This is a genomic window from Pseudoalteromonas ostreae, from assembly GCF_018069805.1.
GTDB classification, from domain to species: domain Bacteria; phylum Pseudomonadota; class Gammaproteobacteria; order Enterobacterales; family Alteromonadaceae; genus Pseudoalteromonas; species Pseudoalteromonas ostreae.
On sequence record NZ_JAGPYN010000008.1, the window covers coordinates 70925 to 85397 of the forward strand.

Sequence of the window (14473 nt, forward strand, 5' to 3'; positions counted from 1 at the left end):
GTTTGGTTAATTTGTAAGGATCACAATGCAAGATAATAAAAAACATCAGCGTGCTTTACTAAAGAGTAAGCGCTTTCTACCGCTTTTTGTCACCCAGTTTTTCTCTGCGTTAAATGATAATATTTATAAACAAGCGGTGCTACTGTTATTGATTTTTCAAACGGCAAATGTTGCCGATGGCGCTTTTTATGCTAACTTAGCGGCAGGCTTATTTATTCTACCGTTCTTTTTATTTTCAGGGATGGCGGGACAAATTGCTGAAAAAAAGGAAAAGTCAAAATTAATCCGCACCGTAAAACTTGCTGAAATTCCGATTATGCTAGTAGGCGCTGTGGCCATTTCAACGCAATCTGTTTGGTTGATGTTAACCACTGTATTCTTAACTGGGTTACAAAGTACCTTTTTTGGCCCGCTAAAATATTCAATTTTACCGCAGCACGTGGCAGCAGATGAATTAACCAAAGCCAATGGCCTTGTTGAATCTGCGACATTTGTGGCTATATTGATTGGCACAACGTTTGGCACGTATTACATTACCCAAACAGTGGGGCCAACGGTCATCTGTGTGGCAATTATAAGCCTGGCGATTATTGGTTATTTGAGTAGTCGCTCTATTCCAATCAGCGCCGCGAATGATCCTAATTTAGTGTTTACTTTTAATATTTTCTCCTCCACCAAAAGCCTATTTAGGGTACTTAATTCACAAACTGAGTCGGTCGGAAAGTCGGTACTTGGTATCAGCTGGTTTTGGTTTATAGGGGCGATTATTTTAACGGCGCTACCAAATTATGTGAAATATGTCATGGTTGGCGATGAGCTGGTCGTCACCAGCGCTTTGGTGGTGTTTTCATTGAGTATCGCAATAGGCTCGCTGTTGTGTGAAAAGCTATCTCGCTCGCGGATAGAATTAGGAATTGTGCCATTTGGCGCGTTGTTGATCACATTATTTTTGTACTTACTGAGCCAAGAGCCTGCAATGAGCTTTTACCAGCTACCAAGCGAAGAATTATTTACACTTGCACAAATACTGCATACTGGTGACATGTATTGGCATTTTATCTGGATGGCCGGCATTGGCATTGCCTCTGGTTTTTATACTGTGCCATTGTACGCTTTGATCCAACAACGCACCGTCGAATCAAGCCGCTCACGCATCATCGCCGCTAATAATGTGTTAAATGCGTTGTTTATGGTCGCCAGTGCGGTGTTAAGTATTATAATGCTATCCATATTTGCATGGACGATCCCACAGTTATTCTTGTTACTGGCAGGATTAAATTTACTGATCTCTGTGTATATTTATACCAAGGTGCCAGAGTTCTTCTTACGCTTCGTTATTTATTTATTGACCATTTGCATGTATCGAGTACGTACCAAAGGGGAGCATAATATTCCGAGTGAAGGCGCAGCTGTATTGGTGAGTAATCACGTCAGCTTTGTTGATTGGATGTTTATTTTAGCGGCATCACCAAGGCCTATTCGATTTATGGTATTTGCCCCCATTTATTATTCTCCCGCGTTGCATTGGCTATTTAAAATGGCTAAAGCCATCCCAATTGACAGTGAAAAATCTAATCCGCAGGCGTTTCAAGAAGCATTTGATGAGGTTGCTAAAGCATTAGATAACGGTGAGTTAGTGGGTATTTTCCCTGAAGGGAGGCTAACAGGCGATGGTTCGATTGATATTTTCCGCCGTGGTATTGAACGTATTATACAGCGTTCACCGGTAGCCGTTATACCTGTTCATCTAGGCGGGTTATGGGGCAGCATGTTTAGTCGTAAAGCAAAATGGCGACTTCCACGACTGAAATGGTCGCTGGTCGCTGTGACTGTTGGCGAGCCTATTGCTGCCAATGCAGTCACTGCAGATGAATTGCGTGAGCGAGTGGTTGCCTTAAAAGAGCAGTATGAAAAAGGTGCTGTTTAATAGCGATTAAACGCTGATATAACAGAGATATAAATTTGGCGCGCAATATTCAGTCGTGAATATTGCGCGTGAGTCTTGTGCTTAGTTGGCCGCTAACTAACTGCTAACCACATACCAACCGCGACCATCAAACTGCCAGCGATGCGGTTCATCCACTTGATATTGTCACCTTGGTTTAAAAACAGCCGTAAACTTTTACCGCCAGTGGCATAGAGCATCATGCAAGTGAACTCGCTGAGCATAATGATGGCGACTAACATACTCAATTGTGGCGCAATCGTGTAGTCAATATTTATAAACGGCGGTAGCAGAGAAATCATAAACGCCCAGCCTTTAGGGTTGGCAATCGCGGTGATAAACCCTTGTGAGAATAGCGCTTGGCGAGATACTTTTAATTTGCTGTCTGCGCCTAATTTGATGGTTGCTTTTGCTCGCCACATTGAAATGCCAATGTAGACTAAATAACCTGCACCGAGCCATTTTAATACGCTAAATAGTGTCGGATAGTTGAGCATGATACTTGCCACCCCTGCGACAGCTGCAACAGCCACAATAGCAACGCCAAGTAACTCGCCAATCATCATCCACATAGTTCTGCGCACGCCAATACTCATTCCTAAGGTCATGGCTAAAGTCATACACATCCCAGGTGTAATAGAGACAAAAAAGAAGGTGGGTATAAATACCCCCAGCACTGCGAAGTCGAGCATGTAAGCATCCGTTAGTTGCTGTAATAGAATGCGCAATAGTAATGGTTTGTGAAATCGTTAGAAACCAATTTGGGGTAGTTAAGCGCGATCATGAGATTGTGAGCACTCGCGATAAAGCTCCGGTTTATCTCTGATCTGTAAGTGAGTTTTAACAAATATATTTTTGCTTTGTTGAGTGCTTTGAATTAGGATCCAATCAGTTTAAAACCAAGAACTAATGCCCTGTGTCTAGATTACTTATAGCTATTACTTCCATTTTCCTAAGTTTCACTGCAACTGCGGTTGAAGTTACTGATCTATATCAGGACGTATTAAAAGTATCTGACAAATCGCGCGATGCTCGACTCAGCGCCAGCCGCGAAGCGTTGCTTAATGTACTGGTTAAGGTCAGTGGCGATCCAAATGCAGACAAAAATCCAACGGCTCAGCGACGCAGTAAAGATATATCAGATTACATGCTCAAATTTGAATACGATGAAAAAGCCAATGGTCAGCTTAATCTCGTGGTTAAATTTGAAGCAAACAAAATCAACGCACTCGTCAAAGAACTTAATTTACCATTGTGGGGGACGCGTCGTCCGCTGGTAGCTATTTGGCTTGCCATTGAAGACAACTGGCGTCGCGAACTGGTGACCCAAGAAAGCTATCCGCAGTTAGAGCAACTAATTTATAGCACCGCAGCGCGACGTGGTTTGCCTGTTGTGGTGCCATTACTTGATTTACAAGACCGTGCATTAGTGGGAATACCTGAGGTATGGGGAAATTTCTCTACGCCAGTCGAGCAGGCATCAAGCCGCTATAGTGCAGAGCGCAGTATTACCGCGCGTTTATATAAACAGCTAGACAGTGAAATTTGGCTGTTGGATTGGCGTTTTACTAACGATGAGCTGTTTGAAGCAAACAGAGTCAGCGGTGATAAACAACAAGCCATAGCCTTAATGATTGATAGTTTAGCAGCAGGCTTGGCCAATGAATATGCGGTTGATCCAAATTCTACAACGCAGCTTGCCCAAGCGATATTTAAATTAAAAGGCACCACTACCTTTGTCGATATAGAGCTTGCTAAACGTCAGCTACAGAGCTTAAGCGTGGTTACCCAAGTGACAATTCGTTCTCGTACCGCTGATATGGTTAGTTTTGCGATAAATCATACTGGCAGTATGCATGATTTACAAAAAGCCTTAGAGCTCGACCGCGCTTTTCAACCCTTTGTTGACCCTCGTGCGTTTTACCCTGTGACAGCGCAAGGCGATTTAGAATATCAATGGGTTGGTTTGTAATGCCGGCAATAGAACCGGTGCAAATGGCATTGCCGGTAACGTTACCGGATGATGAAACGTTTGCCTCTTATTTTGGTGGTGAAAATTCACTGGAAGTGAGTCATTTAAAAAATGCCTTTAAAAGTTTAGCAACCACTTTTCAATATACTTATTTGTGTGGCTTAGGGGATTCAGGTAAATCACATTTACTGTATGCAACCTGTATTCATGCTCAAGAGCATGGTTTATCAACTATGCTGCTATCTATGCGCGAAGTGATTGATTTTGGCCCTATAGTACTCGATGGCTTAGATACGCTTGATGTGCTGTGTATTGATGACGTGCACTTAGTGGCAGGTAACGATGCGTGGGAAAAAGCGTTATTTAATTTTTTTAATCGTTTTAACGAACCGGGTAAGTGCTTGGTAGTGACAGCGGATCTGTTACCAGACATGCTAAATATTAGCCTGCCGGATCTTGAGTCACGATTAAAATGGGGCACGACTTTTCAAATTCGTTCCATGAGTGATGATGACAAAGCCGAAGCCTTAGTTAAGCGTGCCAATATGCGCGGTTTAGAGCTCAGTGATGAATGTGCGCGATTTTTATTAACGCGTTTGAGTCGTGATATGCGTGCGCTACTTGATGTGCTTGATAAACTTGACCATGCATCGATGGCTGCACAACGTAAATTGACCATTCCTTTCATAAAATCCAGTCTAAAACTCTAGGGTCTGTTGGCCTTTGCGGATTAATATTTGTTCAAACTAGGGGCAATTTAATCGCGGCGCGAGGTTTGTAACCTAGTGGGCTAAGTAAAAGCCGAGCAAAGCTTCAGCGTCCTGCTCACGCCCCTTACTTACATCCATGTAAGTAACAAAGAGTTAATTGCCCCTAGGCAGAACCCTTCGGGCAGCGCCTGTTTGGCATTGATGCTGCGTTATCGCCTATTTATGGGGAATAACCACACCACATAGGCTCTGCCTTGCCTAAATACCAAACAGACTGCTGCAAATTTAACCTTGAAAGATCAACAGACCCTAGTTTTCTCTACAAAATCGTTTAACTTCCCATTTTACTTAACCAGAATGGGAAAGAATTCAATAAGATTGGTATAAGGTCTGGAATCTAGCCATTGCTTTCAGTTATCATTAGCTATTACTTAAATCACCTTCTGTGACAGATCAGGTATCGAATGAACTTAGAAAATATATTAGCGCAAGCACTTGAGGCGGTCGCCAGTGCCGGTGAAATCGCGCAGCTTGAAGATATCAGGGTTAACTACCTTGGTAAAAAAGGCGAAATTACGAATCTATTAAAAACCCTTGGTAAAATTGCTCCTGAAGAACGCAAAGAAGCAGGCCAAGTAATTAATCAAGCTAAGCAAGATGTACAAGCTGCGATTAATGATAAGCGTGAGTTGCTTGCAAGCAAAGCCCTTGAAGAAAAATTAGCCGCAGAAACAATCGATGTAACATTGCCTGGTCGTGTTATGCCAACTGGTGGTTTACACCCAGTGACGCGCACCATTGAACGGATTGAGAGCTTTTTTGGCGAATTAGGTTTTGCGGTTAAATCAGGCCCAGAAGTAGAAGATGATTTTCATAACTTTGACGCGCTAAATATTCCTGAGCATCACCCAGCACGTGCTGATCACGATACCTTTTACTTTAATCCAAAACTGGTGTTGCGTACGCAAACCAGTGGTGTGCAAATTCGCACCATGGAAGCTGAGCAACCGCCGCTGCGTATTATTTCTCCAGGGCGTGTATACCGTAACGATTACGACCAAACACATACGCCGATGTTCCATCAGGTTGAAGGGTTGATGGTTGATACTGATGTAAGCTTTACTGAGCTTAAAGGTATTTTGCACGATTTCTTGCGTAACTTTTTTGAAGAAGATATGGAAATTCGTTTTCGTCCTTCATTTTTCCCATTTACAGAGCCTTCAGCGGAAGTTGATGTAATGGGTAAAGACGGAAAATGGTTAGAAGTATTAGGTTGCGGAATGGTGCACCCTAACGTGCTTAAATCAGTGGGAATTGATCCAAAAAAATACACTGGTTTTGCCTTTGGTATGGGTGTAGAGCGTTTAACTATGCTGCGTTATGGTGTAAATGACTTACGTGCGTTTTTCGAAAACGATTTGAAATTCCTTAATCAGTTCCGTTAAGAGTGAAGAAATAACATGAAATTTAGTGAAAAGTGGTTAAGAGAGTGGGTTAATCCTGCAATTGACACGCAGGCTCTTTCGGAACAGTTATCGATGGCCGGCCTTGAGGTAGATGGCGTAGAGCCAGCTGCTGCAGAGTTCTCTGGCGTTGTTGTCGGTGAAGTAGTTGAATGTGGTCAGCATCCTGATGCAGATAAACTACGTGTAACTAAAATCAATGTCGGTGGCGATGAGCTATTAGATATTGTATGTGGTGCACCAAATTGTCGCTTGGGTATCAAGGTTGCGGTAGCAATGGTAGGCGCTGTATTACCGGGCGATTTTAAAATTAAAAAAGCCAAACTACGTGGTCAACCTTCACACGGCATGTTGTGTGCTTTCGTGGAGCTGGGTATTAGCGAAGAAGGTGACGGTATTATGGAGTTGCCACTTGATGCACCCGTGGGCACCGACTTACGTGAATACTTAAGCCTTGATGACAACATCATTGATGTTGATTTAACCCCGAATCGTGGTGACTGTTTAGGTATTAAAGGCATCGCTCGTGAAGTGGGCGTACTTAACAGTATTGATGTTAAAGCCCTAGAAATACCAGCGGTTGCAGCAACTATTGATGATAAAGTATCAATTGAACTAGTAAACGATGAAGCCTGCCCACGTTATTTAGGTCGTGTGATCAAAGGTATTAACCTAGACGCTGAAACGCCACTTTGGATGGTTGAGAAGCTTCGCCGCAGTGGCGTACGCGCAATTGATCCTGTGGTTGATGTAACTAACTATGTGTTACTTGAACTTGGCCACCCAATGCATGCATTTGATTTAAATGCGATTGAAGGCGGTATCAAAGTACGTAGTGCCCATGCTGATGAAGAGCTGGTATTACTAGATGGTAATACTGCTAAGTTAAATGAATCTACCTTAGTAATAGCCGACCATAACAAAGCGCTGGCAATTGCCGGTATCTTTGGCGGTGAGCAATCAGGCGTTACCGAGCAAACAACGGATATTCTATTAGAAAGTGCGTTTTTTAATCCAGTTGCGATTGCAGGTCAAGCACGTAGCTATGGTTTACACACAGATGCATCGCATCGTTATGAACGCGGTGTTGATTTTGCGCTGCAACATGATGCAATGGAACGTGCAACTGCCTTGTTACTTGAGATTGTAGGCGGTCAAGCAGGCCCTGTAGTTGCAGCTGTTGCAAAAGATAAGCTTCCTAAGGTTACTGAAGTACGCCTTCGTCGTGCGCGTTTAGACCGTGTTATTGGTCATCATATTGAAGATGCGAAAGTAACCGACATTTTAACCCGTCTAGGGCTTGATGTGAAAATTGTCGATGGTGTGTGGAGTGCTGATGTACCAAGCTACCGTTTTGATATTCGTATCGAAGAAGATTTAATTGAAGAAGTTGCTCGCGTATATGGTTACAACAGTATTCCAAACGTAGCACCGACTGCTAAATTAAAAATGACCAGCCATAATGAAGCCAATATTGCAGTGAGTAAATTTCGCAATACCTTAGTGACTCGTGGTTATCAAGAAGCGATCACTTACAGCTTTGTTGATCCTAAAGCGCAAGCTATTTTACATCCAGACAGCGATGCGCTTATTTTGCCACATCCAATTTCGATTGAAATGTCGGCAATGCGTGTGAGCCTTATGCCAGGTTTACTTGCTTCTGTCATGTATAACCAAAACCGTCAGCAGCCACGTATTCGTTTATTTGAGCATGGCCTTAAATTTCTACGTGATGAAAACGCAGAGAATGGCGTAAACCAAGTTGCAGTTATTGGTGGGGTTATTACCGGTCTGGCACATGGTGAACATTGGGTTGAAGAAAAGCGCACTGTTGATTTTTATGACCTAAAGGGTGACGTTGAAGCATTACTTTCATTAACTAATGATATAACGCGTTTTGAAATCAAAGCAGAGCAATCAGATGGCTTACATCCAGGTCAATCTGCAGTGATTTATGTTGAAGGTAAAAAGGTTGGTTTCTTTGGTGCTATTCATCCTCAAGTACAAAAATCGTTAGATATCAATAATGCGACTTATGTATTTGAAATTGAAATGTCTGCCATTGAAAAAAGAAATTTACCAGAGGCAGCCGGGGTGTCGAAATTCCCTTCAAACCGCCGCGACATCGCTATTTTAGTGGAAGAACAGGTGAAATCTGGCGACATTTTATCAGTGATAGAAAAAGTTGGCGGAAATCAATTGGTTGACCTAAACTTATTCGATGTGTATAAGGGCAAAGGTATTGAGCCAAATTATAAGAGTTTGGCGATTGCTCTAACACTGCAAGCGGTTGATAGAACACTCGAAGAGAAAGATATCAATCTAGTAGTTGATAACGTGGTGGCCGCACTGGCCGAACAGTTTAATGCATCGTTGAGGGACTAGATATGGCGCTTACTAAAGCCGACATAGCTGAACACCTATTTGAAAAATTGGGGATCAATAAAAAGGATGCCAAAGATTTAGTTGAAGCGTTTTTTGAAGAAATCCGCTCAGCGCTTGAAAAAGGCGAGCAGGTTAAGCTCTCTGGATTTGGTAACTTTGATCTTCGTGACAAGAAAGAAAGGCCTGGCCGTAACCCGAAAACAGGGGAAGATATCCCTATCTCGGCACGACGCGTCGTCACCTTTCGACCTGGTCAAAAGCTCAAAACTCGTGTTGAAGTTGGTACGAGCAAATAAATTAAAAAAGGCAGCGTCAGCTGCCTTTTTCTTTTCTATAGAGACTAAGTGTATATGCGATTAAAAATCCCGAGGTGAAACAAACTGCCCAGCTTGAATACTGTCGTAGGTTTGCTGTGCTAACGTATCTAAACTATCGAGGCTTTTTCCTGCTGCGGCTAATTGTTGTTCAATTGGAAAAATTTCAACATTGGTTATCCCAGAAAACTGTGCAATTTTTGCAAAAGTATAGGCATGCTTATATTTTTCATGCTTATAAAATAAACTTACCAAGGTGGTGTAAATTTCGGGGTTTGGAGTTTGGTCAGCTTTGTTTAATTCTAAGGTTTTATAAAGTAAGTCAATGGTTTTCTCTTCATCAAACTTAATGAAATAACTTGCTAAGAAAAACTGGATTTCAGCATCCTCAGTGACACTAGGATCGTTTTCAAGCGCAAGTAATTTAGTTAGAGCTGATTGGTCATTATTGCGTGACCAGTGATAATACAACAAACCAGGGTGATTAGTATTTTTGGTATCTTGAAATAACCGCGTCATTTCCTTGATACTGGTTAAATGCGCTTCAACACGGGAGGTGGTTTTGTCTTTTAATTTTATATGCTCAATTTTTGCCGCCAGCGATACGCATTTATCGTATTTTTCAAAATCTTTTAATAATAAATATTTGTTATCATCTGTCGGTTGTTTGTATTCATTATAACGCGCCATGATCACATCAGCACGCTGTGCTTTGCAGTGACTATCCGTATTTAAATCATTACATAAACCAGGGGTTTCTTTACACACCTTTGCAAGTGTCAATGGCTCTTCACATCCAGTTAATGCCAACAAACTCAGTAAAAAACTAGTTCTTAATAACATCCCTTAACCTCACCTTTATAATCACCTTATTATTCTAGCGCAAGGAATTGATCTCTAACAGTGGAGAATAAAGTTAGTTTAAATTAGAATAGTGAGGCTCATTGAGGTGTGTTGCTCTCAAAATTCAATACGCCTTATGGCTATCCGTTCAAAAATTGTTTAATTAGGTAAATAAAATGACCTCATCTCACGAGTTAGAATACACAAATAGTTGGCAAGAACGCCAAGATTACGCAGAAAGCATGCAGCCTATCATTGGTAAGCTTTATCGTAATCGCGGTATTGAAATTGCGGTATATGGCCGTCCGCTCGTCAATGCCAGTACAATTGATATCATCAAATCTCACAAAACCGTGGCACAGTTTGAAGGCACTAAATTGCGTTTACGCGAAAGCTTTCCGTTTTTAGAAGCTATTAGCAAAATGGATTTAAACTCTGCACGTATCGATATCGGTAAACTGGCGTATGGTTATTTATTTAACGATGCTGCAAATGGTCGTTCTATCGAAGCGTATTTAAACGACGAGTTAGCTGAAATTGTAAACTCACAAGCCAAAGAGCCACGCGATGTGGTGTTATATGGTTTTGGTCGTATCGGTCGTTTATTAGCGCGTTTGCTAATTGAAAAATCAGGTCCTTATGCGGATTTACGTTTACGTGCAATCGTTGTTCGTGGTGGTAAAGACGGCGACCTTGAAAAGCGTGCAAGTCTATTACGTCGTGATTCAATTCATGGTCCTTTCAATGGTTCAATCACCATTGATAAAGAACGTAATGCAATTAAAGCCAATGGTAGTTACATTCAAGTTATCTATGCTAACTCTCCAGATGAAATTGACTACACAGCATATGGTATTGAAAACGCATTGATTGTTGACAATACGGGGATCTGGAAAGACGAAGCAGGCCTTGGCTTACATTTAAAATCAAAAGGCGCTGCAAAAGTATTATTAACAGCACCGGCGAAAGGCAATATCAAAAACATCGTATACGGTGTTAATAATCACGATATCAAACCGGAAGATAAAATTGTTTGTGCAGCAAGCTGTACCACCAACGCAATCACACCAACATTAAAAGCACTTAATGATAAGTTTGGTATTAACAATGGTCACGTTGAAACCGTTCACTCGTACACTAATGATCAAAACTTGATTGATAACTATCATAAAGCCGATCGCCGTGGTCGTGCTGCAGCACTTAATATGGTTATTACTGAAACTGGCGCAGCTAAGGCGGTATCAAAAGCATTACCAGAGCTTGAAGGTAAACTAACGGGTAATGCAATTCGCGTACCTACACCGAATGTGTCTTTGGCTATTTTGAACTTAAACCTTGCGACCAGCACCACGGTTGAAGAGTTAAACTCGTTCTTACGCCATGCGGCTCTGCATTCAGAGTTACGCGACCAAATTGATTACACAGCGTCTACTGAGATTGTGTCTACTGACTTAGTCGGCAGTCGTTATGCGGGGGTGGTTGATTCAACCGCCACTATCGTTGATGACAACCGTGTTGTACTTTATGTTTGGTATGATAATGAGTTTGGTTACAGCTGCCAAGTTGTGCGTTGTATGCGCGATATGGCTGAGGTTTCATTCCCAAGCTTACCGCGTTAATAGGCAATAGCTTAAAAATATTTACAAAAAGCCAGCATTCGCTGGCTTTTTAGTTATGAATGTTTTTTCAAAACCTAAGGCATGTGGTAGGCTACATTTTAATAACAATGCGTCCATCACATTGGGACGTTATTTAATTTCGAACTTACAGCGATTGCTTAGCGATTAATTTTTCATATATAGGTTTAATAGAATGAAAATCACCAGTAATTTTGACAGTGGCAATATCAAGGTCATAGCAGCGGCCGATCCACTTAATATCCAACTTGAGATCAATAAAGATCATTTATCTGATTTTTTCCAGTGGTTCCATTTCCGTTTAGAAACAACGCCTTTTCAAAGCCATAAATTACATATCAATAACCTTGAAAACTCAGCTTACCCTGACGGTTGGGAAGGTTATCAAGCCGTTGCATCGTATGATCGCCAAACCTGGTTTCGTGTTCCTTCAAACTATGTCGATGGCACGTTATCATTTGAAATTGAACCAGAATGCGGCAGTGTTTATTTTGCTTACTTTGCACCATACAGCTACGAACGTCACTTAGATCTCATCACGTGGGCACAAAGCCAAGAGGCGTGTCAGCTTGAAACATTAGGTGAAACACTTGATGGCCGTGATATGAGCGTACTGCGCATTGGTGGCGAAAGTGATGAAAACAAGAAAACGATTTGGATCACAGCCCGTCAACATCCAGGCGAAACGATGGCCGAATGGTTTGCTGAAGGTGTACTACATAAGTTATTAGACGATGAAGACCCACATGCCGCAGCATTGTTATCAAAAGCGGTATTTTACATAGTACCAAATATGAATCCTGACGGTAGTGCACGCGGGCATTTACGTACTAACGCAAAAGGGGTTAACTTAAACCGTGAATGGCAAACTCCTAGCATGGAAAATAGCCCTGAAGTATATTTAGTGTTAAATAAAATGCGTGAGACCGGTGTTGATATGCACCTTGATATTCACGGAGATGAAGCGATTCCATATAACTTTGTAGCTGGTAGTGAAGGTATCCCAAGCTATGATGTGCGCTTAAAAGACTTAGAAGACAGTTTTAAAGCGGCATTGCACATAGTGACACCTGAGTTTCAAGATGTGCACGGTTATCCAAAAGATGAGCCTGGTCAAGCCAATCTAACGGTAGGATCATCTGCTGTTGCAGAAGAATTCAAAGCGCTTGCCTACACGGTTGAAATGCCATTTAAAGATAACGATGGTTTACCAGATCCTGATTATGGCTGGTCAGATCGCCGTTCATATCAATTTGGTCAAGACACCTTGGCTGCGATTGTTAACGTAGTAGATAAATTAAGATAACGTGTTAGTTACGAAGGGCATCATTTATATCGATGCCCTTCGTTTTTTAATCGCAGTTGATGTTTTACCTTAATTTTTTTCAAGCTCTGTTCGCATCGTATCTTTAAGCTACCTACACAAACGATATAGGTTTAATTAAATTTTACTAAGTCGATTTACAGTAGCCTGATTTTGCAATCAGTTGTTTTGAAAATTAAGTGTTAACAAAGCTAGGTGATTTAAGTTAATATTCAAAAAGTTGCAGGGGAGGTAGTAATGTTGTTATCTTATTTCCCCATAGCCATATGTCACGCATTCTGAGTAGCTACAGCAGAGTATCGTAACTAGAAAATAATAAATATAACTATAGAGGGATATCCATGGAAGCTTTTGTAAGCGCTGTTAATGATGTTGTTTGGAGTAATGCACTCATCTATTTATGCCTAGGCGCAGGCTTGTTCTATTCTGTTTTAACCCGATTTGCTCAAGTTAGACATTTTAAAGAAATGTGCAAATTGCTGTTTAGTCCTAATACCTCAGATAAAGGGATCTCATCTTTTCAAGCTTTAGCAGTGTCGTTATCTGGACGAGTAGGGGTTGGTAATATAGCCGGTGTGGCGGCAGCAATTGGCTTTGGTGGCCCTGGTGCTATTTTTTGGATGTGGATAGTGGCTTTTCTAGGGGCAAGTACAGCGTACGCCGAATCTACATTAGGTCAAATTTATAAAACAGAAGAAGATGGCCAATATCGCGGCGGCCCAGCGTATTATTTTGATCGCTGTTTAGAACAAAAGTGGCTGGCTATTTTATTTGCAGTGTCGGCAATTGTTGCATGTGGTGTATTTCTGCCGGGCGTGCAAGCCAATGCTGTTGGCAACGCGTTTACCCAAGTGTTTGGTAATGGCACTATGGTATCAACGAGTTTTGGTGAAGTCGGTAGTTTTAAATTGGTTGCTTTGGCAATTATTCTTATTGTATTGGCGTTTATTATCTTCGGTGGTATAAAGCGTATTGCTAACTTTACTCAAATTGTGGTGCCATTTATGGCGTTAGGCTACATAGTATTAGCTTTAATCGTGGTATTTTTAAATATCGATAAAGTACCTGGTATTTTCTCTTTAATCATAACCGATGCCTTTACGGCGCAGGCCGGCTTTGGCGCTGCTATTGGTTGGGGTGTGAAACGCGGTATTTATTCTAACGAAGCGGGTCAAGGTACTGGACCGCATGCAGCTGCAGCTGCCGAAGTTGATCACCCTGCCCAACAAGGCTTAGTGCAGGCTTTTTCTGTTTATGTTGATACTATTTTTGTTTGTACTGCGACAGCATTAATGATTTTAATTACCCAGCAATATAATGTAGTGGGTGAATTACCTGCAGGGCAATTTATTGTACAAAACGTTGATGCTGCAACTGAAGTTGGCTCAGCGGCTTTTACTCAAATGGCTTTATTTAGCGTATTTGGTAGCTTTGGAGAAGCATTTGTAGGTATTGCATTGTTCTTTTTTGCCTTTACAACAATACTAGCTTATTACTATATTGCTGAAACCAATATTGCTTATTTAAATCGCTATTTTAAAGGCTCTATTCCGCTTGTTATTGTGAAATTCGTGATTATGTTTATGGTGTCGTATGGTATGGTAAACAGTTCTGGTTATATTTGGAGTATTGGTGACATTGGTGTGGGCTTAATGGCTTGGATCAATATTTTGGGCATTTTATCAATATTCTTTGTCGCTAGGCCTGCGTTATTATGTTTGCGTGATTACGAAGAACAGAAGAAAAAAGGTGGGGCTATCACATTTGACCCTGTTAAGTTGGGGATCAAAAATGCTACCTTTTGGGAGAAGCGTTTCGCAAAACAAGCAACAAACTCCCAGAAATAGGATAGAGTGGCGTAATCAGACATATTTTGGTTG

At 41.5% G+C, this 14473-nt stretch carries 11 protein-coding genes; 9 read left to right on the top strand and 2 right to left on the bottom strand.

Annotated elements, in window-relative coordinates; genetic code table 11:
- Positions 1 to 25 precede the first annotated feature (25 nt).
- The gene (locus tag J7338_RS08215; RefSeq protein ID WP_210796593.1) at positions 26 to 1927 is read left to right on the top strand and encodes an MFS transporter; all 1902 of its coding nucleotides are present in this window, start codon (positions 26 to 28) and stop codon (positions 1925 to 1927) included.
- 92 nt (positions 1928 to 2019) lie between these two features.
- On the opposite strand, the gene J7338_RS08220 is transcribed toward J7338_RS08215, so the two are convergent.
- Entirely contained in the window at positions 2020 to 2637 is a 618-nt protein-coding gene (locus J7338_RS08220; RefSeq protein ID WP_210796594.1) for a LysE family translocator, read from the bottom strand.
- A gap of 224 nt (positions 2638 to 2861) precedes the next feature.
- Here J7338_RS08220 and J7338_RS08225 point away from each other — a divergent pair, with 224 nt between their 5' ends.
- The 5 genes from J7338_RS08225 to ihfA all read left to right on the top strand — a co-directional run bounded on the left by J7338_RS08225 (position 2862) and on the right by ihfA (position 8771).
- Complete coding sequence (locus tag J7338_RS08225; protein ID WP_210796595.1) at positions 2862 to 3917, top strand: DUF2066 domain-containing protein; 1056 nt, start codon at positions 2862 to 2864, stop codon at positions 3915 to 3917.
- Positions 3917 to 4627, top strand: coding sequence for a DnaA regulatory inactivator Hda (hda, locus tag J7338_RS08230; protein ID WP_210796718.1), 711 nt, complete (start codon positions 3917 to 3919; stop codon positions 4625 to 4627). The genes J7338_RS08225 and hda overlap by 1 nt, the downstream gene beginning before the upstream one ends.
- A 464-nt stretch (positions 4628 to 5091) precedes the next feature.
- The gene (gene pheS / locus J7338_RS08235; RefSeq protein WP_210796596.1) at positions 5092 to 6072 is read left to right on the top strand and encodes a phenylalanine--tRNA ligase subunit alpha; all 981 of its coding nucleotides are present in this window, start codon (positions 5092 to 5094) and stop codon (positions 6070 to 6072) included.
- A 15-nt stretch (positions 6073 to 6087) separates the two neighbouring features.
- Positions 6088 to 8475: a phenylalanine--tRNA ligase subunit beta gene (gene pheT, locus J7338_RS08240; RefSeq protein WP_210796597.1), complete on the top strand. Its 2388-nt coding sequence runs from the start codon at positions 6088 to 6090 to the stop codon at positions 8473 to 8475.
- A gap of 2 nt (positions 8476 to 8477) precedes the next feature.
- Entirely contained in the window at positions 8478 to 8771 is a 294-nt protein-coding gene (gene ihfA, locus J7338_RS08245) for an integration host factor subunit alpha (RefSeq protein ID WP_016707763.1), read from the top strand.
- A gap of 60 nt (positions 8772 to 8831) precedes the next feature.
- Here ihfA and J7338_RS08250 read toward each other — a convergent pair whose 3' ends face one another.
- A complete protein-coding gene (locus J7338_RS08250) occupies positions 8832 to 9632 on the bottom strand; it encodes a DUF2989 domain-containing protein (protein WP_210796598.1) in 801 nt (266 codons plus the stop codon).
- Between the two features lie 176 nt (positions 9633 to 9808).
- Between J7338_RS08250 and J7338_RS08255 the strand changes: the two genes are divergently transcribed.
- From J7338_RS08255 to J7338_RS08265, 3 genes are all read left to right on the top strand, one after another.
- Positions 9809 to 11251 carry a glyceraldehyde-3-phosphate dehydrogenase gene (locus J7338_RS08255; protein ID WP_210796599.1) on the top strand — a complete coding sequence of 481 codons (1443 nt, stop codon included), beginning with the start codon at positions 9809 to 9811 and terminating at the stop codon, positions 11249 to 11251.
- 193 nt (positions 11252 to 11444) lie between these two features.
- Positions 11445 to 12575: a M14 family metallopeptidase gene (locus J7338_RS08260; protein ID WP_210796600.1), complete on the top strand. Its 1131-nt coding sequence runs from the start codon at positions 11445 to 11447 to the stop codon at positions 12573 to 12575.
- 359 nt (positions 12576 to 12934) lie between these two features.
- Complete coding sequence (locus tag J7338_RS08265) at positions 12935 to 14440, top strand: alanine/glycine:cation symporter family protein (protein WP_210796601.1); 1506 nt, start codon at positions 12935 to 12937, stop codon at positions 14438 to 14440.
- Positions 14441 to 14473: the final 33 nt, after the last annotated feature.